At 58.2% G+C, this 24,014-nt stretch carries 18 protein-coding genes; 10 read left to right on the forward strand and 8 right to left on the reverse strand.

Annotated features, from left to right (window positions below):
- Positions 1–171: 171 nt before the first annotated feature.
- The 7 genes from GPS82_RS06100 (at position 172) to GPS82_RS06130 (ending at position 9,017) form a co-directional block, all read left to right on the forward strand.
- On the forward strand, positions 172–2,814 hold the full coding sequence (locus GPS82_RS06100; protein WP_296492191.1) for an OmcA/MtrC family decaheme c-type cytochrome: 2,643 nt from the start codon (positions 172–174) through the stop codon (positions 2,812–2,814).
- Positions 2,815–2,929: 115 nt separating this feature from the next.
- Positions 2,930–3,904 (forward strand): DmsE family decaheme c-type cytochrome, encoded by a 975-nt coding sequence (locus GPS82_RS06105; RefSeq protein WP_296492193.1) that lies wholly within the window; start codon positions 2,930–2,932, stop codon positions 3,902–3,904.
- A gap of 85 nt (positions 3,905–3,989) precedes the next feature.
- Positions 3,990–6,095: an MtrB/PioB family decaheme-associated outer membrane protein gene (locus tag GPS82_RS06110; protein ID WP_296492194.1), complete on the forward strand. Its 2,106-nt coding sequence runs from the start codon at positions 3,990–3,992 to the stop codon at positions 6,093–6,095.
- A gap of 189 nt (positions 6,096–6,284) precedes the next feature.
- The gene (locus GPS82_RS06115; protein WP_296492197.1) at positions 6,285–6,461 is read left to right on the forward strand and encodes a hypothetical protein; all 177 of its coding nucleotides are present in this window, start codon (positions 6,285–6,287) and stop codon (positions 6,459–6,461) included.
- A 57-nt stretch (positions 6,462–6,518) separates the two neighbouring features.
- Entirely contained in the window at positions 6,519–7,877 is a 1,359-nt protein-coding gene (locus tag GPS82_RS06120) for a cytochrome c3 family protein (protein WP_296492198.1), read from the forward strand.
- 12 nt (positions 7,878–7,889) lie between these two features.
- Complete coding sequence (locus GPS82_RS06125) at positions 7,890–8,534, forward strand: cytochrome b/b6 domain-containing protein (RefSeq protein ID WP_296492200.1); 645 nt, start codon at positions 7,890–7,892, stop codon at positions 8,532–8,534.
- A 138-nt stretch (positions 8,535–8,672) separates the two neighbouring features.
- Positions 8,673–9,017 (forward strand): c-type cytochrome, encoded by a 345-nt coding sequence (locus GPS82_RS06130; RefSeq protein WP_296492203.1) that lies wholly within the window; start codon positions 8,673–8,675, stop codon positions 9,015–9,017.
- A 115-nt stretch (positions 9,018–9,132) separates the two neighbouring features.
- Here GPS82_RS06130 and GPS82_RS06135 read toward each other — a convergent pair whose 3' ends face one another.
- The 5 genes from GPS82_RS06135 to GPS82_RS06155 form a co-directional block, all read right to left on the reverse strand.
- A complete protein-coding gene (locus GPS82_RS06135) occupies positions 9,133–10,449 on the reverse strand; it encodes a TolC family outer membrane protein (RefSeq protein WP_296492206.1) in 1,317 nt (438 codons plus the stop codon).
- 66 nt (positions 10,450–10,515) lie between these two features.
- Positions 10,516–10,857 (reverse strand): rhodanese-like domain-containing protein, encoded by a 342-nt coding sequence (locus GPS82_RS06140; protein WP_296492209.1) that lies wholly within the window; start codon positions 10,855–10,857, stop codon positions 10,516–10,518.
- Between the two features lie 2 nt (positions 10,858–10,859).
- The gene (locus GPS82_RS06145) at positions 10,860–11,522 is read right to left on the reverse strand and encodes a protein-L-isoaspartate O-methyltransferase (protein WP_296492211.1); all 663 of its coding nucleotides are present in this window, start codon (positions 11,520–11,522) and stop codon (positions 10,860–10,862) included.
- A gap of 71 nt (positions 11,523–11,593) precedes the next feature.
- Complete coding sequence (locus GPS82_RS06150; protein WP_296492213.1) at positions 11,594–14,740, reverse strand: efflux RND transporter permease subunit; 3,147 nt, start codon at positions 14,738–14,740, stop codon at positions 11,594–11,596.
- The gene (locus GPS82_RS06155; protein ID WP_296492215.1) at positions 14,741–15,883 is read right to left on the reverse strand and encodes an efflux RND transporter periplasmic adaptor subunit; all 1,143 of its coding nucleotides are present in this window, start codon (positions 15,881–15,883) and stop codon (positions 14,741–14,743) included.
- A 344-nt stretch (positions 15,884–16,227) separates the two neighbouring features.
- Between GPS82_RS06155 and msrA the strand changes: the two genes are divergently transcribed.
- The 3 genes from msrA to clpA all read left to right on the forward strand — a co-directional run bounded on the left by msrA (position 16,228) and on the right by clpA (position 19,552).
- Positions 16,228–16,776 carry a peptide-methionine (S)-S-oxide reductase MsrA gene (gene msrA / locus GPS82_RS06160; protein ID WP_296492218.1) on the forward strand — a complete coding sequence of 183 codons (549 nt, stop codon included), beginning with the start codon at positions 16,228–16,230 and terminating at the stop codon, positions 16,774–16,776.
- Between the two features lie 9 nt (positions 16,777–16,785).
- The gene (gene clpS / locus GPS82_RS06165; protein ID WP_296492221.1) at positions 16,786–17,142 is read left to right on the forward strand and encodes an ATP-dependent Clp protease adapter ClpS; all 357 of its coding nucleotides are present in this window, start codon (positions 16,786–16,788) and stop codon (positions 17,140–17,142) included.
- 82 nt (positions 17,143–17,224) lie between these two features.
- Positions 17,225–19,552: an ATP-dependent Clp protease ATP-binding subunit ClpA gene (gene clpA, locus GPS82_RS06170; RefSeq protein ID WP_296492223.1), complete on the forward strand. Its 2,328-nt coding sequence runs from the start codon at positions 17,225–17,227 to the stop codon at positions 19,550–19,552.
- A 105-nt stretch (positions 19,553–19,657) separates the two neighbouring features.
- Here the strand turns inward: clpA and GPS82_RS06175 are convergent, their stop codons facing one another.
- The 3 genes from GPS82_RS06175 to GPS82_RS06185 all read right to left on the reverse strand — a co-directional run.
- Positions 19,658–20,269 carry a DsbC family protein gene (locus GPS82_RS06175; protein WP_296492225.1) on the reverse strand — a complete coding sequence of 204 codons (612 nt, stop codon included), beginning with the start codon at positions 20,267–20,269 and terminating at the stop codon, positions 19,658–19,660.
- A 96-nt stretch (positions 20,270–20,365) separates the two neighbouring features.
- Positions 20,366–21,829 carry an efflux transporter outer membrane subunit gene (locus tag GPS82_RS06180; RefSeq protein WP_296492228.1) on the reverse strand — a complete coding sequence of 488 codons (1,464 nt, stop codon included), beginning with the start codon at positions 21,827–21,829 and terminating at the stop codon, positions 20,366–20,368.
- Positions 21,822–24,014 (reverse strand): efflux RND transporter permease subunit (locus GPS82_RS06185; RefSeq protein WP_296492231.1); only part of this gene is annotated, 2,193 nt, incomplete at its 5' end. The genes GPS82_RS06185 and GPS82_RS06180, both read right to left, overlap by 8 nt.

Raw genomic sequence — 24,014 nt, forward strand, 5'->3', positions numbered from 1 at the left:
ATCAAACGCATATGACAAAAATATTTGTTTTTTTTACCCATTTGGCCTGCAAGGCTATAACATCTCGGCTAGTTCACTTCGTAAAGCCCGTGTAAAGCTTTTGTTTCCAGACTTTAAAGCGGTGAATGGTGTGTTGTTTTTGCATAAATGGTTGAAAAGGACGGAGAAAAAATGAAATCATCATTATTCCGGTGGGGTACGGCACTGCTGGCAACGCTTGCCATTGCAGGCTGCGGTGGCGGTGGCGGCGGTGACACGGCGGTGGTGACACCTCCGACAACTGGCACTGCGGTCAGCACGGCAATCACAACGGCTGCTGCGGCCGCGGTGAATGACACGGCGACAAACCCCAATGCGGCCTTTACTGTGGTGCAGGCTGCTACGGGTTCAGCGGTCACCATCAAAAGCCCACCGGTGGTGAATTTTTCGGTTTTCTCTGACGGTAAGGTCAAGACGGGTCTGACCATCAACGATGTACGCTTTGCCATCGCGAAGTTGGTGCCGGGCACCAATGGCAACCCGGACGAATGGCAGAGCTACGTAAGCGTGACAAAATCTGGTGCGGCGGGTAAAGGTCCTGGCGGCAATCCAGTATTGACCTCTGCGGTGCAGGCAACAACCGATTCAAAACTTTCGCTTGAAGCGAATGAAGCTCTGGGAGATGCTGGTCAGTTTGTCTACAATCCTGATGGCTACTACACGTACACGTTCAAGACAAACATCACGGATCCGACAAAGACAAATGGCGTGGTCTACGATGCTACACAAACGCATCGGGTAGCCATTCAGTTGAGCTACAAGAACGCTGCCGGTGCAACCGTCAGCGTCAACCCATACTTTGACTTCACCATTGGAGTAGACGGCAAGGCCGTGCCAGCTGCTGCCAACAAGACCCGCAAGATGGCCGACGTGGCTTCGTGCAACAGTTGCCACGAGAAATTGGCCCTGCACGGCGGCGGTCGCGTGGACACGCAATATTGTGTGATGTGCCACAACCCTGGTACGGTGGACCCGGAAAGCGGTAACAACCTGGACATGGCCGCCATGACGCACAGCATTCACGCGGGTCGCCGTATCAAGGCAGCCACGGGTGAGGACTACACCATCTGGGGTTACGGCAACGCCAAGCACGATTACGCTGAAGTCGGCTTCCCGCAAGACCTGCGCAATTGCACCAAGTGCCACTCGGGCGCCAATCCAGCCACACCGCAGGGCGACAACTGGAAAACTGCCGTGAGCAAAAAGGCTTGCCTGACCTGCCATACACCCAAAACCGGCGGTGCATGGGAAACTTCACACAAAGTTTATGCTGGCACTTTGGTGGGCGCTGGCGCAGCTGCCTCCAGCCTGACCAACGCACAATGTGTGACTTGCCACAGTGCAGACGAAAATCCCAATCTCGCTCCCGAGACAGTGCATTGGAATCAGAATGAAGAAAATTCTGCCAAGTACAAGATGAAAATTGAGAGTGCAATCTATGACGCTGCAACCCGTAAAGTCACCGTCAAATATTTCCTGTTTGACCCAACCAACGGCAATGCCGCTCACAAGTTGCTTGTCAATACATCTGAGTGCACAGCAAACACTGGTGGTGCTCTTATCAGAGGTTCAATCTTTAAAGATTGCAACAACGCCAAGTTTGGCAACCTGAAGTTCTATCTAGCTTATCAAAGCATGGTGGGACAATCTGCGGCAGTGACTGAATTCTCTTCATACAACAACGGTGGTAGTACTGCCTACGCTTGCTTGTTTGAAGGAACTGCAACCTCCGGTAGCAGTGCGACCAATGGGTGTACTCCAGCGATCAACGATGGAAACAATCACTACACAGTGACCATTCCTGTGCCAACTGACACAGCAACGTCTGTCGCCTCGGGAACAGCACGCGTGCTGAGCATTGGGCAAGTCAAAGAGCCGCAGTTGGTCCTCAAATCAATTGATCCGCGCCCGGCAGTTGTACCCGCTGTGCTGGTGAATGTGGTTGTGCAAAACACCTACGAGGATGTTGTGCTGAGCGGTGCCAAGAATCCGCGTCGTGAAGTGGTATCGAACGACAAGTGCAATGCCTGCCACGGCGCGCTCGGGACCACTTCTGGTTCTAACGCGCTGGCCAACGCTTTCCACAGCGGTGCCCGCAACACGGTTGAATCCTGTGCCTTGTGCCACGACGCAAATCGTGCCTCGTCCACGGTCATGACCAATGGGTTGGCAATGAATGAGTCTTACCAGTTCAACCGCATGATCCACGGTATCCACGGAAATTCCAAACGTGTCAGTCCGTTTACCCATGGCAACAAGGTGGTAGGTGTGTTCTGTAACGCAGTCGGTACAACCCAAGCTGCCAAGGACATCTGCACTGCGGTTAATGCGAGCGTGCCACCGCTGACTTTGTTGACAGACGGCTCAGTTGAAGACTACGCTGCCGAGGTTGCCTACCCGGGTATTGGCTTGAACTGCAACGCCTGCCACGTGAACAACTCGTACAAGAATGACCAGGGAACCTTGGGCGCGGTCATTCGCAAAGGACCAGCAACCGTGTCGAGTACGGGTGCCCTAGTCGTGACTGCTGACGCAAATCCAAGCAATTGGCTTGTGATTTCACCAAAATCTGCCAGCTGCACGGCTTGCCATGACTCCAGCGCTTCAATTGGCCACGTAACGGCATTTGGTGGTTCCGGTACATCGTTTGGCAATCTGACGCAAGGTGCCGTTGCAGGTCTGACGGGTTCTGCTGCCGCACCTCGCGAGACGTGTAACGACTGCCACGCCAGCGGTGGTTTCAAAGGTGTTGACATCGTCCATGGCCTGAAATAGGCGCTGGAATGGCTGGACCAGGCGGGAGGGTTTTCACGGGCCCTCCCGTTTTTTCATGGCCGACGTCCAAGTGTCAGACTGTAAATTTTTAAATCGGACCTGCAGGGGAATTGGGATGCGTATCAAAGATGCCATGGTTTTTGTCGGTGTTTGCCTGTTTGGCGCACTGGGTGTGGCTTGGGCGGATGAGCCGCAACCGACTGGCGCGGCGTTTTGTGTCACTTGCCACGACTCTGATGACCTGACCGACATGAGTCGTTCAGCCCATGGTTTTGCGTCTGACAAGCGTGCGCCGGACTGCATTAGTTGCCACGGACCCAGCAAGGAGCATGCGTACGCACCCCCCGGTGTCAGCCCATTGCCCAAGGTTGACGTGTCGTTTGGCAAGCAGTTTGGCAAACTGAGCACCAATGAGGCGCACGCCCGCAGCCAGGCTTGCCAGAGTTGCCATGACAAAGGCCACAAGCAGGCGTTGTGGTCGGGCAGCCAGCATGACGCAGCCAATGTCACCTGTGACACTTGTCACCAGACGCACGTCAATCAGGACAAAGTGATGACCAAAACCGGCCAGGCCGAGGTCTGTTACACCTGCCATGCCGAGCAACGCGGTCAGATGGCCAAGCCATCGCACCACCCCGTTCCGGAGGGCAAGATGAATTGTTCTGACTGCCACAACACACACGGGTCTGCCGGCCCCAAACTGATGAAGCGTGACAGCATCAACGACACCTGTTACACCTGCCACGCCGAGAAGCGCGGTCCGTTTGTGCAGCAGCACGCGCCGGTGGCCGAGAACTGTGTCACCTGCCACAACGCGCATGGCAGCGTGGTCGCAGGCATGCTCAAGGCGCGTGCGCCCATGCTTTGCCAGCAATGTCACACACCGCATGTGTCAGGTGGGGTGGGCGCGCTGGGCGGGCAAAGCGGCGTGTATGCACCAGCTGCGCCGGGTCAGGCCCAGCCGCAAATTACCCGCATGTCAAATGGCAAGAATGTGGTCCAAATGTGGCAAGGCCGTAGTTGCATGAACTGCCATACGCAGGTTCATGGTTCCAACAGCCCGTCCATCACCAACCCATTGATGCGCTGAAGCACGGAGACATATCATGACCAGGCCAATCTCATTGATTCATTTTCAACATTCTGTGCTCGCTTTGGCGGTTTATGCAGCGTGTATGCCTGCGCAGGCGCAATCTGCTGAAGCCCAAACATCCATAGCGGTTGGTGTCGGCGCCGTGAGCGGCTCGACTGCCGATCGCGCATTGTTTGACCAGTACAGCGGCATTCCAACAGACAGCGACGCGGCTGGTCTTCTGGGCTTCGACTACAGCCTTCGCCAGGAAGAAGCAAACAACTGGATGGAACTCCATGGCTCAGACTTGCTGATCGACACGCGTGAACTGAACCTTGACTGGCGCAGGCCGGGCGACTGGAAATTTTCCGCAGGCTATGGCGAACTCGTGCGCAACGATCCGTATCAAGTGAATACTGGCTTGATAAACCCCGGTTCGGCGGCTCCGACTGTCGAAGCATTGCTGGGCGGGGCTGGCACGGGATCAAATTTTGATCTGCAAACCAAACGCTCGGCTCTCGGCGTGGGTTACACCAAAATCATCAGTCCCAGAATGCAGTTCGCTGTTGACCTCAAAAGCGAAAACAAGAGTGGTTCCCGCTTGTTCGGGATTGGCATGAACTGCCCCACTTCCTATGACCCAGGCTGCTCTGGAACCACTGGCATTCAGGTGGGATGGGCAACGCTGATGATGCCTGAGCCCATTGACGCCAATCACAGTCAAATTGATGCGCGACTGAGCTATGCACTGGAAAAACTGCGTCTCAGTGTGGGCTACTACGGTTCTTTCTACCGCAACAAGAACTCGGCCATCTATCCCGACGTGGCTGGCAACTTGTACAACCCGGTGGGCACTCTGTTGCCGGTGAGCCCGGGTTTGCTGGGGTACCTGAACCAGCCGATCTCCCTGCCACCCGACAGTCAGGCGCATCAGCTTGATGTGACCGGCAATTATGCTTTTACAGATAAGACACGCGCAACATTTAAGCTGGCCTATTCCGCCGCTATGCAGGATGATGCCTTTGTCGGACCTAGCCGAACTGGCGCGACCAGTCTGGACGGGCGTGTCAATACCGCTCTGGCGCAATTTGGTGTCACATCGCGCCCCATGCCAAAACTTGACTTGTCGGCGGATGTGCGCTACTTCAACAAGGAAGACGTGACACCCCTCGTCGCGTACAACATCGCGGGGAACACGCCGTACACCAACCAAAATCTTTCTGGGCGCAAATCAAACGCCAAACTGCAGGCAAATTGGCAGTTCAACAGTGATTACCGCGGTACCCTGGCTGCCGACTATGAATTCATTGACCGGAATCTTTTCACAGCCTCGAGTGCTGTGGCTGGCATCACTGCATTGCGTGAAAACACAGACGAGGCCGGCTTGCGAGCCGAATTGCGCCGGCGCATGTCAGAAACCTTGAGCGGTGCCATCAGCTACTCCAGAAGTAACCGCAATGGCTCGAGTTGGCTGAGAGACAACAGTGGCTTGGGCGTGTCTGGCGTGATTGACTTTGCTGACCCTGCGGTTGTCAACGGCATCTTCGCGCCAACTTTGGCCGACCGACAGCGCGACAAGGTCAAGATTTACGCAGACTGGATGCCTACCAAAGACTGGTCTGTTCAGTTCAGTGCCGAAGACGGCACCGACAAATACACTTCGCCGAGCGTCTATGGTTTGCGCGACACCAGCATGAATCATTACTCTGTGGACTGGTCTTATGCGGTGTCCTTCAGGGTTCAACTGAACGGTTACGCCTCTCGAGGGGTTCAAACTTTCAACCAGTCGCGCTATGCCGGGTATGTGATGTCCTTTGAGAACACCAGCACCACGTTTGGTCTGGGTTTTACGGCCAAACCGACCAATCAGTGGGATCTGGGTGGCAGCCTGTCGTATATCGATGACACCAGCAAATACGGTCAAACGCTCGATGCGACGGCTGATGCTTACACGGTGGCGTCACTTGCGGCCAGCGGCGGACTGCCAGATATTGATTTTCAGCAAACAACCTTGAAATTGTTTGGCAAATACGCCATCGACAAAAAGTCTGCTGTGCGCGTTGATTTTGTTCACCAGAGGTCGACCTACAACGACTGGGCCTGGGGCTACAGTGGGGTGCCTTACACCTACTCTGATGGCACAACGCTGGGACAGGATGCTGACCAAAAGGTGAGTTTTATCGGTGTGACGTATCTTTACAGCTTCTGACACACGTGCCGGTTGAATGCTGTTCCTCTTCTTTGAAAATTCACAACAAAGCATGTTTCAAGGGAACCGGGACGAATTTGACCGTAATCAACAACAGCATGCCTGCAACCGGCCCGATAGGGCATCACCACGAGTTGTAGGGTCTAGAATGCTGCAGAGGTTAAAAAACTTTGATTTGGATCAACCGTTATGACTGAAACATCCCAAACTGTGGCGGCGCCAATGACACAAAAACACAGCAAACTAAAAGACATAGCGCTGTTTCTCGCATCGCCCTTCATCGGACTTGTGTACGCGGTCTTGCTGCCTGGCAAGGTACTTCAAATCGCCTTGCAAGAACACAAGGCCAACTCAAAGAACCACTGAAACGGCGACAACTGCAAGGCTGCAGTCGTGCCTCTTGCCAATCAAAAGCACATGCCAATGAAACACCCCCACACACCGCGCGGATGGAACTTGCGCTGGTTCAAGAACACCACGATGATGTCAGGCCTGCTCTGCCTGATGCTCTTCTTTGCGGGAGCGGCGCAGGCGGCGGACGCTGAAGAAGCCGAACTAGGCTCAGAAGACAAAGCCTGCCAAAGCTGCCACGACAGCGACGACATCAAGGCAAAAGTCACCCAAGCCGGCGAATCCATCTCCATGAGAATCTCCACCCAGGCATTCCTGGCCTCCATGCACAACGAGACCAGCTGCACGGACTGCCATGAAGACGCCGACGGCAAAGACCATGGCAAAGTGCCCGTCCCCATGAAAAGCAAGCGCGACTACCGGCTCTCGTTCCAGGATTCCTGCACCACCTGCCACAAAAAGGACGTGGCCGAATTCAAGGACAGCGTGCACGCGATCCTGCTCAGCGAAGGCAGCGACAAGGCGCCCACCTGCTCCGACTGCCACAACTCCCACACCCTGCGCTCGGTCAAACTCGTCGAGCCAATCGCCAACGTGCCCTGCGCCACATGCCACGAAGACATCTTCAAAGCCTACTCGGGCGACGTCCACGGACTTGAGCGTGTTGCCAAGGGCAAGTCGGCCCCGCTGTGCGCCGACTGCCACAAATCGCATGCCATCCAGGCCGCCTCACTCGGAGACGGCATCCGCGACTCCTGCCTGAACTGCCACAAAGACACCGCCGTTCAACACGAAGTCTGGCTGCCCAACTCCAAACTGCACTTTCAGTCCGTCGAATGCCAAGTCTGCCACGCACCCAACGCCCAGCGCCGTGTCAACCTGCGCATGGTCGACAGCGCCGGTGGCAAACAACTCATGGAGAAAAAAGGCGTGCCGCAATTTGAACGCCTGGCCACAGCGGCCGACGGCACCAGCCGGGGCTTTGACGAAAAAGAAATGAAGAATTTTCTCAAGGCCTTCAACCTCGAGAACCCGGACAACAAGGCCATCCTGAGCGGCCGCCTGGAACTCCGCTCCGGCCTGGAGGCGCACCAACTCAGTACCAAAGAAGAGGCGCTCAAGGACTGCGCGGTCTGCCATCAGGCGGGCGCCGTCCCGTTCTCAAGCGTCGTGCTGACCATGGCGGGGCCGGACGGCCGCTCCTTGCGCCAAGGCGTCGAGAAAGAAGTGCTGACCTCGGCGACCTCGCTGGGCTCGCTGCGCGGCTTTTACGCCATCGGCAGCACCCGTATCAAGCTGCTGGACTACTTGCTGGTGCTGGTGATCCTGGGCGTCTTGTGCGTGCCGATCGCCCACATGAGCGTCAACCGCATGTTCAAGGCCAGGCGCGACAAGCTGCAGGCTGAGCGGCAACAGGCATCCACAAAATAACCAGGAGCAGGCGTGAAATTTATCTACATCCACCCGCTGCCGGTGCGCATCTGGCATTGGCTCAACGCCCTGGGGTTTCTGCTGCTGATTGCCACCGGCGTGCAAATCAGGTACCTCGACCTGTTTCAGGTGCTCTCGTTCAGAACTGCCGTGGTGGCGCACAACTACATTGGTTTTGCACTGATTGCCAATTACTTCTTGTGGCTGTGTTTTTACCTCTTTACCGACAAGATCAGCGTCTACCTGCCGGAGATGAACGCCAAGAAGTACTTTGAGGACTCCTGGCGGCAACTCAAGTTCTATGGCTATGGCATCTTTCTGGGTGAGGAAAACCCGCACCATCCCACGATCCACCATAAATTCAACCCGCTGCAAATCATGATGTACCAGATCATCATGCTGCTGTGCATGCCGATTTTGTTCGTCTCGGGTTTGCTGCTATGGGATGTGCAGCAATTCTCAGGCATTGTGAACATGCTCGGCGGCGTGCGCGTGGTGGCCAATGTCCATGTGCTGATGTTCGTTGTGTTTGTCGGCTTCTTGCTGATGCACCTGTACCTGATCACGCTGGGCCACTCCCGCTTTGCGCACATCAAGGCCATGATCACCGGCTTTGAGGAAATCCATGACAAGCCCGAGGCCAAGACCAAGGCCTAGGTTTTTGCGGCGGGCGGCGATATTTGCTTGATTTAAATCAAACGATTCGCAATCTTTCACGCCAGTCCTTGACTTGTTTCACCGCAAGTCTTCCAATAGCCAGTACCGTTTTAAATAACTCTTTAAAGGAACTCTCAAATGTTCAAATATTCGTTGTCAGCCCTGACCGCTTCTGTTTTGTTTGCACTCAGTGCCCTGGCCCCCGCCCATGCCGCCGTTGACGTGGAGGCCGCCAAGGCTCTCGCCAAGAGCAATGACTGCCTCAAATGCCACGCCGCTGACAAAGACAAAAAGGGCCCTTCCATGAAGAAGATTGCCGCCAAGTACAAAGGCAAGCCTGATGCGCAAGAAAAGATGATCAAAAACATGACCGAAAATCAAATGGTCAAGCTGAGCGATGGTACGGAAGAAAAGCACAAGGTCATTGACACCAAAGACCCGAAGGAGCTGAAGAACATGGCCGACTGGTATCTGTCGCACTGACACCAGTTATTCCTTGCGACACAACGCGTGAGCGGGTTTTTGCCCGCCACGCGTTTTTTTATATGTGCTCAGAAGGGCCGCACCACCACGGGCCTGGTGCCGCGCCGTGCTGGATTTACTTCACCAGCAAGGCATTGACAGCATCAAGGTCGCCAGCAGTCAGTGTGCCGTTGGCCTGGCGGAGTTTCAGCCCGGCCAGCAACACGTCGTAGCGGGCTTTGGCCAGCTTGGCCTTGGTGTCAAACAGGGCGGTTTGGGCGTTCAGCACATCAATGTTGATGCGAACACCCACCTGGTAGCCGAGTTTGGTGGCATCCAGCGCGCTTTGGCTGGAGGCTTCGGCGGCTTCTAGCGCCTTGACCTGACCCAGGCCTGATTCGACGCCAAAAAATGCAGTGCGCGTGGCTTGCGCCACACCGCGCTTGGCGGCTTCCAGGTCGCTGCGTGCCTTGTCTTCGAGGGCCAGCGTTTCCCGGATGCGGTTTTGCGTGGCAAAACCGGCAAACAGCGGCAGGTTCAAACTTAAACCGACCGCTGCAAAGTTGGTGTTGGAGTCTTGTGAAAGGTTGGACGAACCATCGTTGTGCGTTTTGGTGTAGCTGCCCGTCAAGTCAAGCGTGGGTTTGTGACCTGCCTGCGCTTTTTGTGTTTCGAGTTGGGCCACGTCCAGTCCCAATCGGGCTTGGCGAACGACAGGGCTCTGCTGTTCCGAGATGTCCACCCAATTGTTCACGTTGTCGGGTGTCACCGGTGCAATCACCACGGGAATCGACAGCGGCTTGGGCGCTGCGCCCGCTTTGCCGGTGAGTTGGTCCAGCGCCACTTTCTTGACGCGCAAGTCGTTTTCTGCCGCAATTTCTTGTGCCAGTACCAGGTCGAAGCGGGCCTGGGCTTCACGAGTGTCGGTGATGGTGGCGGTGCCCACCTCAAAGTTGCGTTTGGCGGAAGCCAGTTGCTCGGACACCGCTGACTTTTGTGCCTTGACAAAGTCCAGGCTATCGCCAGCGGCCAGCACATCAAAGTAGGCTTGGCTGACCCGCACGATCAGTTCCTGATCGGCCGCCTGCAATTGCGCTAGTGCCACATCGGCCGACTTCTTGCCCTGCGCCGCAGTAGCGACATTGGCGGGGCGGTACAGCGGCTGGCTGGCACTGATGGTGGCGACCTGGTTGCCATAGGTTTGCTCGAAAGATTGAACATTGCTGGTGCTGTTGTAGCGGTTCGCACCCACCGCCAGGTTGGCGCTGGGCAACAATCCGGCCTTGGCCTGCTCTGCCTTGGACAGGTTGGCTTGATACTGTGATCTGGCCGACTGATAGGCGGCATCAAAATTAAGCGCTGCGCCATAGAGTTCTACCAGACTTTGGGCCTGCGCGGGCAGCGAGAAGGCAGCAGTAAGGGCCAGAGACAAGGGGAGTTGACGCAAGTTCATGATGTTGTGCCTGAGGTAAGGTGCCAATGGGGAGCCAAGTCTTGCGCGTGACGCGTTGACGTTGAATCAGTAGCGCGGCACGCTCGGATCCACTTCGGACGACCAGGCGTTGATTCCGCCCGTCACATTGGCCACATGCTGAAAGCCACGCGCCTTCAAAAACGCGGCCACCTGCATGCTGCGCGCGCCGTGGTGACACAGGCAAGCCACGGGCTGGTTGGGGTCAAGCTCATTCAAGCGCGGCGGAATCACGCCCATGGGGATGGTGATGAGTTCAAAACCATCGGCCTTGATGCTGGCGGTGCGCAGTTCATGCGGCTCGCGCACGTCGAGCACCACCGGGTCGCCATGACCACGAACGGCATCAAGCCAATCTTTGAGTTGAATCGGGCGGACTTGTGTGACCATGTTTAAAACTTGAAAGCGCTGGGCTGCGGAAAGTTGAGCAAACGGGGCGCGTTGTCGTCCCATTTCTCTGTTGATGTGAAATTGGTTTCGCTGGTGCGGGTGATCACCTGGGCATGCATGATGGGCTCTTCGCCCACGATTGCAACCAGGCGGCCGCCCACCTTGAGCAGATTCAGCAAGGATTGAGGCACCTCGGCAACCGAGCCGCCGAGCATGATCACGTCAAAGGGTGCTTCTGCGGGTGTTCCCTTGGAGCCGTCTGCCTGGCGCACCTCGACGTTATGGATACCGGCTCGCTGCAAGTTGGCGCGGGCCATGTCAGCAATTTCCGGGTTGATTTCCAGCGACACGACGCGTTGTGCCTGGTGCGCCAGCAGTGCGGTCATGAAACCCGACCCGGTGCCGATTTCCAGCACCTTGTCGGTGGCCTGGACGGCGGCATCCTGCAGCAGGCGGGCTTGCACGCGGGGTGGCAGCATGCTCTGGCCACCCGGCAGGGCGATGGCCATGTCGACAAAAGCCAGAGATTTTTGCGCCGGGGGCACGAAGTCTTCGCGTTTGACGCTTGCCAGCAACTCCAGCACAGCGGCATCAGACACATCCCAGGGACGAATCTGTTGCTCGATCATGTAGTAGCGGGCCTGTTCCACGTTTTGCAGGTTCATGTTTGGTACTCCTGGGGGTATATTAACGGAATCGTTCGATTTTAGCGGCTGAGGCTGTCAAAAGCCTTGTTTCATGCGCCATTTAAGTCAGGTTTGCGCCAAAATCCGGCCAGCCACTGCGCCAAATCATCCATGTAACAGTAAACCACCGGCACCACCACCAGCGTCAGCAGCGATGAGGTGATGACGCCGCCAATGACCGCCTGACCCATGGGTGCGCGCATTTCCGAACCCTCGGACAAGGCAAAGGCCAGCGGCACCATGCCAAAAATCATGGCCAGCGTGGTCATCAGGATGGGGCGCAGCCGCACACGCGCTGCCATCAGCAGGGCGTCGTGACGATTCATGCCATCTTCGCGCGCGCGAATGGCAAAGTCCACTAGCAGAATGGCATTTTTGGTGACCAGGCCCATCAGCATCACCACACCGATCACCGAGAACATCGACAGTGTCGAGTCGAACAGCATCAGCGCCAGCACCACGCCAATCAGCGTCAGCGGCAGGGCGGTCATGAGTGCCAGCGGTTGGAAAAAGCTCTTGAACTGGCTGGCCAGAATCATGTAAATAAAGATCACCGCCAGCGCCAGCGCAGACAGCGCGTAGCCAAAGGCTTCGGCCATGTCTTTCACCGAGCCGCTGAACTTGTAGCTGTAGCCGGGCGGCATGGCAATGCCGTCCATTGCGGTCTTGATGCCGGCGGACACTTCCCCGGCTGATCGTCCCGACACGTTGCCGGTGATCGCCACCTCACGCGTCAGGTCGCGCCGGTTGATCTGGTTGCTGCCAGTGGCGTCAATCACTCTGGCCACCTGATCGAGTCGCACCACGCGGGTGCTGCCGTCCGCCTGAGTGCCCAAGGAGAAGGGCAGGGCATTCAGATCATCGGGCTGGTTGCGCGACTCCGGCGACAGGCGCACGTTGACGTCATAGGTCTGGTCGTCCGGGGCGCGCCAGTTGCCCACGGTTTGGCCCGCCACCAGCGTGCGCAGGGACGAGCCGATTTGCGCCATGTTGAGGCCGAGGTCGGAGGCCACATCGCGACGCACCTGCACGTCGAGCGTCGGTTTGTCGGGTTTGAGCGACGAGTCCACATCCACCAGTCCCGGCACGCTGCGGATTTTTTCCAGCGCCAGGGCGTTCAGGCGCGACAACTCGCCCATGTCGGCACCCTGAATGGAAAACGCAATCTGTTTCTGGCCACCCACCGGGTCGAGCAGCCCGACATGGGTGACGCTGATGCCCGGCACCTCGCGCAGGCGCTGGCGCAGCACGGTGGACATGTCGTCGACACTGCGGCTGCGCTTGTCGCGGTCAGTCAGGCGGATGTAAATGCTGGCGTACATCTTGCCCTGCGCGTTGCCGGTGTTGATGGTGGTCAGGGTGTAATTGACCTCGGGAAATTCGCGGATGATGCCTTCCACCTGGCGCGCCCGCGCTTCGGTGACTTCCAGCGACGAGCCCACCGGCGTGTTGAAGGTCAGATTGGTCTCGGAAAAGTCAGACTTGGGCACAAACTCGGTGCCCAGCAGCGGCACCATGAACAGACTGCTGATAAAAATGGCTACCGCCAACAATACTGTGCTGATCTTGTGGTCCAGCGCCCAGCGCAGGATGCTCTGGTAAATGTCAACCAGCGCGTCGGTGCCCTTGTCAAACAGCGCGGTGATGCGGCCAATGGTCTTGTCATACAACGTTTTGGGGGCGTGGTGTTTGCCGTGCGCTTCAATGCTGGGGTCGTGCCAGAGGCTTGACAGCATGGGGTCGAGCGTGAAGCTGACAAACATCGAGATCAGCACCGCCGCCACAATCGTCAGGCCGAATTCGTGAAAGAACTTGCCGATGATGCCGCCCATGAAGCCAATCGGCAAAAAAACCGCCACGATCGACAGCGTGGTGGCCAGCACGGCCAAGCCAATTTCCCGCGTGCCGTCCATGGACGCGTCAAAGGCGCCCTTGCCCATTTGCACATGCCGCACAATGTTCTCGCGCACCACAATCGCGTCGTCAATCAGCAGGCCCACGCACAGGCTCAGCGCCATCATGGTGATCATGTTGATGGTGAAGCCCAGCAGGTTCATGAAAAAGAAAGTGCCAATCAGGGCAATGGGCAGCGTCAGCCCGGTGATCACTGTTGAGCGCCACGAGTTCAGGAACAAGAACACGATCAGCACGGTGAGCAGCGCGCCCTCGAACAAGGTCTGCCGCACGTTGGACACCGAGACGCGGATTTGGCGCGAGCCATCGGTGATTTGCGTCAGCTTGATGCCGGGCGGTAACTGTTTTTGCAGTTCTGCCAGTGTTTTGTTCAGGCCGTCGACCACGGCAATGGTGTTTTCGTCCTGCGACTTTTGCACGTTCAGCAGCAGGGTGCGTTGGCCGTTGTAGAGCGCCAGGCTCTCGATCTCCTGCGCGCCGTCCTTGACCTCGGCCACCTGGTCCACCCGCACCGGGGCGCCATTTTTGCGCGTGATGATGATGCGGCCAAAGTCCTCGGGGCGCTGCACCCGCGCGGCGATCTGGATCACCCGGTCCTGCGCGCTGGAGCGGATGCTGCCCACCGGATAGTCCTGGTTTTCATTGCGCACGGCCGACACCACCTGCTCGGGCGTGATGCCGAACGAGGCCAGCGCTTGCGGGTTCAAATAGATATTGATTTCGCGCTGGCTGCCACCCACCAACGCCACCGAACCCACACCGCGCACGTTTTCCAGGCGCTTTTTCAGCGTTTGCTCGGCCCAGTTGGTCAATTCAACGGCGTTCTGGGCCTGGCCTGCGCTGGCATCGGGCAACACGGCGACTGACCAGATGGCGCGGCTGGCGGGGTCAAAGCGCAGAACACGCGGTTCTTTGACTTCATCGCGCAGGGTGGCGCGGATGGCCGCCACTTTTTCACGCACGTCGTCGGCGGCCTTGCGGCCATCGATGTGCAGCCCAAATTCGATGATCACCAACGACTGGCTCTCGTAGGATCGGGAGGTGAGGGCGTTGATGCCGGCAATCGCGTTAACGCCTTCCTCGATTTTTTTGGTGACCTCGCTCTCCACGATCTCGGGCGAAGCGCCGGGGTAGTCGGTGCTGATCACCACCACCGGAAAATCGACGTTGGGGAACTGGTCCACCTGCAACCGCTGCATGGAAAACAGCCCGAGCACCACCAGGGCCAGCATGACCATGGTGGCAAATACCGGGTTGTTCAGGCTGACGCGGGTGAACCACATTTACGGGGTTCCTGGCGCAGGCGCTGCCATCGTCACCAAAGTGCCCGCCCGCAGGCTGCCGACCGTGCCGTCAATCACCAGGGCACCCTCGGGCACGCCGGTCACCGCCACCATGGCCACATCGGTCGCCTTTCCGCGCGCGCCCAGTGTCACGTTCACATGCTGCACCTGGTTTTGGTTGACCAGTTGCACATAGGGCTGCGGTTTGTCGGTGCGCACGGCGCTCAAGGGCAGGGCCAGGGTCTTGACGGCGCCCACCTTCAGGTCACCTTGCGCAAATAGGCCGTGGCGCAAACCTGGCGCAGGCGCGACTGCCAGGTAAACCAACACCGCGCGGCTGCCCGCCGAGGCGCTGGGGTTGATGCGCGCCACTTTGGCGCTGATGGTCTGGCCCTCACCGTCCAGCGTCAACTGCGCGCTTTGCCCCACTTGGACCTGCAGTGAGTCGGCCGGGTTCACACTGGCCTCAAGCTCCAATTGCCCGTTGTCCACAATCTCCACAATGCGGGTGTCGATGGCGACACGTTCGCCGGGCTGCGCCAGCCGCTGGGAAATTTGCCCGGCGATGGGCGCCTTCAGCACCGTGTCGGTGAGCGCTTTGGCCGCAAGGTCAGCCCCGGACTGGGCTGCGGCGTAATTGGCTTGGGCGGCGTCCAGGCTGGCTTGCGACGACTCCAGCGCCGTGCTGGAGATAAAACCCTGCGCCACCAGGGCGCGGTTGTTGTCAAAACTGCGTTGGGCAATGGCCACTTGTGCCTGGGCCGCCGCCGCTTGCTGGCGTGCCTGACGCAACCTGGCATCGGATTCGGTGGGTTCGATCTGGGCCAGCACCTGCCCGGCGCGCACGCTGTCGCCTTCGCGCACCGTCAAACCGCGCAACTCACCGGGAATACGTGCCTTGACCAAGGCCGTGCTGACGGCCCGGATGGGGCCTGAAATTGTCACGAGTTGTTGCAACTCAAGCGCTTTGACCTGCACCAGATCGCTGGGGGCCAGCCTGATGCTGACCTGTGCTGTTTGAGCAACTTGCTGTGCTTCCAGTGCGGCCTGACGGTCCTTGCGCGCCGACAGTGTTCGAACCGTGCCAGCCACCAGCAGGGCGACAACGAGGCCGCCAAGCGTCCATTTGATCCAGGGTTTCATGTTGGGGAGAACTCCGTTGCTGTCTTCATCATCAGCTTGGGGACACCGTTGGCCTGGGCGGAGCCCATGCGCTCCCACCAACTGAAAAAACAGTAGCGCAGCATGTCCTGGCTACTGACCTCGAAACGCTCAAATTCCTCGTTCCACTGGACAAGACGGCCAGAAGTATTCCCTCCAATGACTTCTTGGCCAGTAGTTTAGCGCGCAGTTGTCTGGCAGGCGCAATCGGACAAAGCGAATTGCGTTTCAAATTGGCAAAGGCCCGTAGCCATCGGGCTTGTCGCTTTGCGGCTAGCATTGGCTTTCGGTTTATCTTCTGGTTTGCATTTTCAAGGGGTCGATTCATGAGTCAGACAGTTCAAACCCTTTCGCTTGGGGGCGGTTGCTTCTGGTGCACCGAGGCGGTTTTTGTGCAGGTGACGGGTGTGCTCGACGTGGAGTCTGGTTACTGCAATGGCCAGACACAGCAGCCCACGTATGAGCAGGTGTGCAGCGGCAGCACGGGACACAACGAGGTGGTCAAGTTGGTCTATGACCCTCAACAAATCAGTGTGCGAGAAATTCTGGAAATATTTTTTGTCATTCACGACCCCACCACACGCAACGCCCAGGGCAATGACCACGGCACGCAGTACCGCAGTGGCATTTACTTCACCACACCAGAGCAACAGCAGGAAGCCCTGTCGATCATTGAGGAACTGACCAAAAGCGGGGCCTACCCGCGCGCCATCGTGACTGAGGTGCTGCCGCAAACCAACTACTGGCCAGCAGAAGCCTATCATCAGGATTTCTTTGAAAAACACCCTGACCAGGGCTATTGCATGGCTGTGGCCGCCCCCAAGGTTGCCAAGTTTCGCAAGACCTTTGCCCGTTTGCAGAAGCCCGACCGATAAAATTGAGCCATGGCCACCAAAATTCCCAAACTTGTTCCCGCCCCAACCATTCCTGCTGCTGAAAACGACGGCACGGTGGTGCTGGAGCGCCGCACCCAGCGCACCAAGCCTCCCCAGATGTACCAGGTCGTGATGCTCAACGACGACTACACGCCAATGGAGTTCGTGGTGATGGTGCTTCAGGAGTTTTTCAGCAAGGACCTTGAAACCTCCACGCGCATCATGCTAAAGATCCATCTGGATGGCAAGGCGGTGTGCGGCGTGTATTCGCGTGACGTGGCCGCCACCAAGGTGGACCAGGTGCTCGACGCGGCGGGCAAGGCCGGGCATCCGCTGAAGTGCTTTTGTGAGCCGGTCGCTTTATAAGTGATTGAACCCTGACACGCGCAAATGAATTGAAAATCGGATTACAGTTGTCTCCTGAAACAAAAGCCTTTAAAGGAACCTCATGATTGCCCAAGAACTGGAAGTCAGCCTCCACATGGCGTTTGTCGAGGCGCGCCAACAGCGCCATGAATTCATCACGGTGGAACATTTGCTGCTGGCCCTGCTGGATAACCCCAGTGCTGCCGAAGTGCTACGCGCCTGCTCGGCCAACGTCGACGATCTGCGCAAGTCCCTAGTCACTTTCATCAAGGACAACACGCCGCAAGTCGCCGGCACCGAAGACGTTGACACCCAGCCCACGCTGGGTTTTCAGCGGGTGATCCAGCGCGCCATCATGCATGTGCAGTCCACGGGCAGCGGCAAAAAAGAAGTGACCGGCGCCAACGTGCTGGTGGCCATCTTTGGTGAAAAAGACTCACACGCGGTGTATTACCTCCACCAGCAGGGCGTGACGCGACTTGATGTGGTCAATTTCATTGCCCACGGCATCAAAAAGAGCGACCCGCCAGAGCCGGTGCGCTCGGCAGACAACCCGGCGGAGGCCGAGGAGGGCGCCAGCGAAAAGAACGAGAAGTCTTCGCCGCTGGAGCAGTTCACGCAAAACTTGAACCAGCTTGCCAAAGACGGCAAGATCGATCCGTTGATCGGGCGCGAGTACGAGGTTGAGCGCGTCATCCAGATTCTGTGCCGTCGCCGCAAAAACAACCCGCTGCTGGTGGGCGAGGCGGGCGTTGGCAAGACCGCCATCGCCGAAGGCCTGGCTTGGCGCATCACGCAAAAGGATGTGCCCGAGATTCTGGCCGACTCGATTGTCTATTCGTTGGACATGGGTGCGCTGCTGGCGGGCACCAAGTACCGGGGTGATTTCGAGCAGCGGCTCAAGGGCGTGTTGAAGTCGCTCAAGGACAAGCCCAACACCATTTTGTTCATTGACGAAATTCACACCCTGATCGGCGCCGGTGCCGCGTCTGGCGGTACGCTCGACGCCTCCAATTTGCTCAAGCCCGCCCTGAGTTCAGGCGCGCTCAAATGCATTGGTGCCACCACCTTCACCGAGTACCGCGGCATTTTCGAGAAAGATGCGGCCCTGTCGCGCCGCTTCCAGAAAGTCGATGTGGTCGAACCCACGGTGGAGCAAACCGTTGATATTCTCAAGGGGCTCAAGTCGCGCTTTGAAGAGCACCACAATGTCAAATATGCACTGGCAGCCTTGCAGGCGGCCGCCGAACTGAGCGCCAAGTACATCAATGACCGCCATCTGCCTGACAAGGCGATCGACGTGATTGACGAGGCCGGTGCCGCCCAGCGCATCTTGCCGCCGTCCAAGCGCAAGAAGATCATCACCAAGGCCGAGGTCGAGGACATCGTGGCCAAGATTGCCCGCATCCCCCCGGCCAATGTGTCCAACGACGACCGGGGCAAGCTTAAAACGCTGGAGCGCGACTTGCGCAACGTGGTGTTTGGCCAGGACAAGGCGCTCGACATGCTGGCGTCAGCCGTCAAGATGTCACGCTCGGGCCTGGGCAAGGGTGACAAGCCGATTGGCACCTTCCTGTTCAGCGGCCCCACCGGCGTTGGCAAAACCGAGTCGGCCAAACAGCTGGCTTACATCATGGGGATCGAACTGATCCGCTTTGACATGAGCGAGTACATGGAGCAACACGCGGTGAGTCGCCTGATTGGCGCGCCGCCGGGCTACGTCGGGTTCGATCAGGGTGGTTTGCTGACCGAGGCCATCACCAAAAAGCCGCATTGCGTGCTGTTGCTTGATGAAATCGAGAAGGCGCATCCGGCCATTTTCAATGTGCTGTTGCAGGTCATGGACCATGGCACGCTGACCGACAACAACGGGCGCAAGGCTGATTTCCGCAACGTCATCATCGTCATGACCACCAATGCCGGTGCCGAGACCATGAACAAGGCCACCATCGGCTTTACCAACCCGCGTGAAGCGGGAGACGAGATGGCCGACATCAAACGCATGTTCACGCCTGAGTTCCGCAACCGGCTTGATGCCATTGTGAGCTTCAAGGCGCTTGATGAAAACGTCATCATGCGGGTGGTGGACAAGTTCCTGTTGCAACTTGAAGCCCAGTTGGCCGACAAGAAAGTCGAGGTCACGTTCACCGACAAGCTGCGCAAACACCTGGCCAAGAAGGGTTTTGATCCGCTGATGGGTGCCCGGCCGATGCAGCGCCTGATTCAGGACACCATTCGCCGCGCTCTTGCCGACGAATTGCTGTTTGGACGCCTGGTCGACGGTGGCCGTTTGACGGTGGATCTGGACGACACCGATGAAAGCAAAACCGAGGTTCTGCTGGATATTCAACCGTTGCCGAAAAAAGAGGGCAAATCCAAGCCAGAAGTTTCCGAAGCCGCGATCACTTGAGTGTGACCACGTAAAAAACCCGCTCAGGGTGCATAGGCACCTTGAACGGGTTTTTTTATGACTGTTTCAGTGTGCCAGGACGCCGTCTGGCCAGGGTCGGTGGGCCTATTCGATGCCCAGCAAATTAGCCAGGGCGGCGGTTTCCATGGCGCCGTTGAAGCTCACAACTTCACCGGTCTTGCGATGCTTGCCCAATAAAAATGGAACCGAATCCACGCCCAGGCGGTTCAGCAACTGGGTGTTGTTGGTGATGGCCTGTTTGAGCTCTTCGGGCACGTCAGCACTGGCCGACATGCCGCCGGTTCCGGCCAGCAAAGACTGTTCATGCGCCGTCATGGTCTCCACCGGGTTGGCCGCGCTCAGCAGGGCGGCGCCCTGGGGCAAACTTTTGGTCGGGTTGAAAGAAACTGGAATCCAGACAAACTTCGCCTTGCTGTGCAGCGGCAAAGAGGCCTGCCATAAACGGCCGCAGTGCGGGCATTGCGGGTCGAACAGCACATAGACCGCTTGCGCGCTCATCAGGGCGCCCACCGTAAAGCCTTTGCTGTTGGCCGCCACCATGTCATAGGAAGAGCCGGTGTTGGCAGCAGGAGCCGCTGAAGTGGTGGCGGCAGAATTCGTATTGGGTGTCCCGCTGGTTGCTGGCGCGTCTGTTTTTGAGCAACCGGTTACCGCCAGAACAATGGCCGTCAGTACAAAAAGAGTTGCTTTTTTCATAAGTTGGGGTTGAGTTTTTGATTAGGCATCGACTGTAACTTGATCCGCCCGAACCCTGTCTTCGCCCTGGCGGTAAACCATTTTATCGTTGGCAATTCATGGTTTTATTTCAGGGCTTTCAGCTTTTAATGTTGGTCCCGCCGCGCCTCCACCCAGCGCTTTGAAAAGCGCAATCTGACTTTGCTGGTAGGCCAGGCGGGTTTGCACCAGTTCCAGTTGGACAGCGAACAATGCGCGTTTGGCATCCAGCCACTCCAGCTGGTTGGCGACACCGTTGTCCAGGCGCAGTTGTGTCAGGGTGTTGCGCGCTTCTTCAACTTCCAGCAATGACTGGCTTGCCTGCAACTGCTGCTTGAGGGTGGCCCGGCTGGCCAGGGCATCAGAGACTTCGCGGAAAGCGTTCTGAATCGCCTTTTCGTACTGCGCCACGGCAATCTCTCGCCCGGCTCTGGCGGCATCGAGATTGGACTGATTGCGGCCGGCATCAAAAATCGGCAGCACCAGTTGAGGCGCCAACGTCCAGCCCCAGGCGCCGCCTTTGAACAGTCCTGCCAGTTCAGAGCTGGCTGAGCCAGCTCCGGCCGTCAAGCTGATACGCGGGAAAAACGCAGCCCGGGCTGCGCCGATATTGGCGTTGCTGGCCATCAGCAGTTGCTCGGCTTGGCGAATATCAGGGCGCCGCACAAGCAGATCAGACGGCAGCCCGGCAGGCAGTTCGGCCAAGCTGGCTTGGCCCAGGTTTTGCAGCTTCAACTGTGCCCGGCTGGCTTCGTCAAGCGGTTGGCCAAGGAGCAACACCAAGGCGTTTTCGTCCAGAGCGCGCTGGCGCAACTGCAGCGCCAGCACAACACGAGCCCTTTCCCGCAAAGTTTGCGCGCCGCGCAGTTCAAAATCAGAGGCGGCACCATGTTTCACCCTGAGTTCCACCAATTTGAGGGATTCGTCGCGTGAGGCCAGTGTTTGATGTGACACGGCCAGCAGTTCCTCGTCGGCCAGCAGGTTCATCCAGCTCTGCGCCACCGTGGCGATCAGGCTGATCTGCGCGCTTTGACTGGCCTCGGCCGAGGCCAGATATTGGGCCAGAGCCTGTTCCTTGAGACTGGCCACCCTTCCAAAAAAATCAATCTCGTAAGCCGTCACGGTCAGCCCGGCGCTGTAGGCTCTGTTGATGGCGCCGTCGCTGGTGGGAACGCGCGATCCTTGAGCGGCAGCGTTGAGGATTGGCCACTGGTCGGCCTGGCGGATGCCGAGTTGGGCACGCGCGAGTTCAATGTTGAGAATCGCCACCCGCAGGTCGCGGTTGTGAAGCAGCGCGGTGTCGATCAGCTGGCGCAGCGTGGGATCGGTGAAGTAGTCTTGCCAGGCGAGCGCCGTCACGCTTTGGGCGCCGGTGCTGTCGCCGGGTGCGTTGACGGCGGCGGAAGCGGGCCATTGCGATGCAATCGGCGCTGCGGGCCGCTCATAGGTTGGCATGAGTGAGCAGCCGGCCAGCAAGGTAATGGCAGTCAGCACCGCAGTGCGTTGCAGCGCCGGGAGCCTTTTTGTTATTTGATTATTCATGCGAATGCACTCCCATGTGTTCGGCTTGCGCCGCATGCACTTGCTGCTGGCGCGCGCTGTCCTTGAACAGGTTGCGCACCACCACAAAAAAGATCGGCACAAACACCACGGCCAGCGTGGTGCCGGTCAGAATGCCGCCAATCACCCCGGTGCCAATGGCACGCTGGCTGGCGGAGCCGGCGCCGCTGGCCAGGGCCAGTGGCAGCACACCCAGCGTGAAGGCCATGGAAGTCATCACAATGGGTCGAAAGCGCAGGTGGGCCGCCTCCAGGGCGGACGCCACCACGCTCTTGCCCTGGGCTTGCAGGTCCTTGGCAAACTCAATGATCAGAATCGCGTTTTTGGCGGACAAGCCGATGATGGTGATCAGGCCGACCTGAAAGTACACGTCGTTGGAATAGGCTCTCAGCAGCGTGGCCACAATCACGCCGAGCACGCCCAGCGGTACCACCAGAATCACGGCCAGCGGAATGGTCCAGCTCTCATACAGCGCTGCCAGGCACAGGAACACTGCCAGAATGGCGAAACCATAGAGGATCACGGCCTGCGATCCCGCCAGCTTTTCCTCGCGCGAGGTGCCGGTCCACTCAAAACCGAAGCCGGCAGGCAACTGGTTGGCGAGTTTTTCCATCTCCTTGATCGCGTCACCGGTACTCAAACCGGCGGCGGCACTGCCGCTGATGCGCATGGCTGGGTAGCCGTTGTAGCGCACGGTTTGCATGGCGCCGGTGACCCAGCGCGTGCTGGCAAAGGCCGAGAAGGGCACCGTCTGGCCCTTGTTGTTGACCAGGTTAAGCTTGAGCAGGTCATCGGGCTGCATGCGCGCGGGGGCATCAGCCTGCACAATCACGCGCTGTAGCCGGCCTGCGTTGGGAAAGTCGTTGACATAACTTGAGCCCAGTGCCGTGGAGATCGTGGCGTTGATGGCATCGAAGCCCACGCCCAAAGCGCTGGCCTTGTCGCGGTCGATGTCGAGCTGCAATTGCGGCGCGTCTTCCAGCCCGTCCGGACGCACCTGGGTCAGCACCTTGCTTTGGGCGGCCATGCCCAGCAGTTGGTTGCGGGCATCCAGTAGGGCTTCATGGCCCAGGCCGGCACGGTCCTGCAAGCGAAAGCTGAAGCCGTTTGACGATCCCAGTTCAGGAATTGGCGGCGGGCTTAAGGGTAAGATGAATGCATCGCGAATACCCGACAGCGCGCCAAAAGCCCGCCCGGCCAATGCCTGCGCAGAGCTATTCTGCGCGTGGCGCTCCGACCAGTCCTTGAGCGTGACAAATGCCAGTGCGGCGTTTTGTCCCTGGCCCGAGAAGCTGAAGCCCAACACGCTCACCATGCTTTTGACTTCAGGCTGCTTGAGCATGAAGCCTTCCACCTGCTGCATCACGTCCAGGGTGCGCCCCTGTGTGGCACCCGGCGGCAGTTGCACATTCACCAGGATCGTGCCCTGGTCTTCATTGGGCAAGAACGAAGTTGGCAGGCGCTGGTACATCAGCGCCGCCCCGGCCACAATGGCCAGGTAGATCACAAGATAACGTGCGGCACGCGGTAGCAGCTTTGCGATGCCACCTTCATAAGCCTTGGCTGTTTTGGAAAAACCGCGGTTGAACCAGCCAAAAAAGCCTCTTTTGGCGTGTTGGTGACCAGCCTTCACAGGCTTGAGCAGCGTGGCGCACAGGGCTGGCGTGAGTGACAACGCCAAAAACGCCGAGAACGCAATCGAGACGCCCATCACCGCCGCGAACTGGCGGTAAATGTTGCCGATGGAGCCGCTGAAAAACGCCAGCGGCACAAACACCGAAATCAGCACCACCGTGACGCCAACGATGGCGCCCGAGATCTGGCCGATGGCCTTGCGGGTCGCTTCCAGCGGTGGCAGACCTTCTTCGCTCATGATGCGCTCGACGTTTTCCACCACCACAATCGCGTCATCAACCACGATGCCAATCACGAGCACCATGGCAAACATGGTCAGCACGTTGATCGAGAAGCCCAATGCCAGCAGCGCGGCAAAGGTGCCCAGCAGCGCAATCGGCACCACCAGCGCGGGGATCAGCGTGTAGCGCCAGTCTTGCAAAAACAGGTACATCACCAGGAACACCAGCAGCACGGCTTCCAGCAGTGTGGTGGCGACTTGCGTCAGCGAGGTTTCAATGAACTTTGAGCTGTCGTAGGGAATGGCCCAGGC

Origin of the sequence: Rhodoferax sp., from assembly GCF_011391645.1 — a bacterium.
Taxonomy (GTDB): domain Bacteria; phylum Pseudomonadota; class Gammaproteobacteria; order Burkholderiales; family Burkholderiaceae_C; genus Rhodoferax.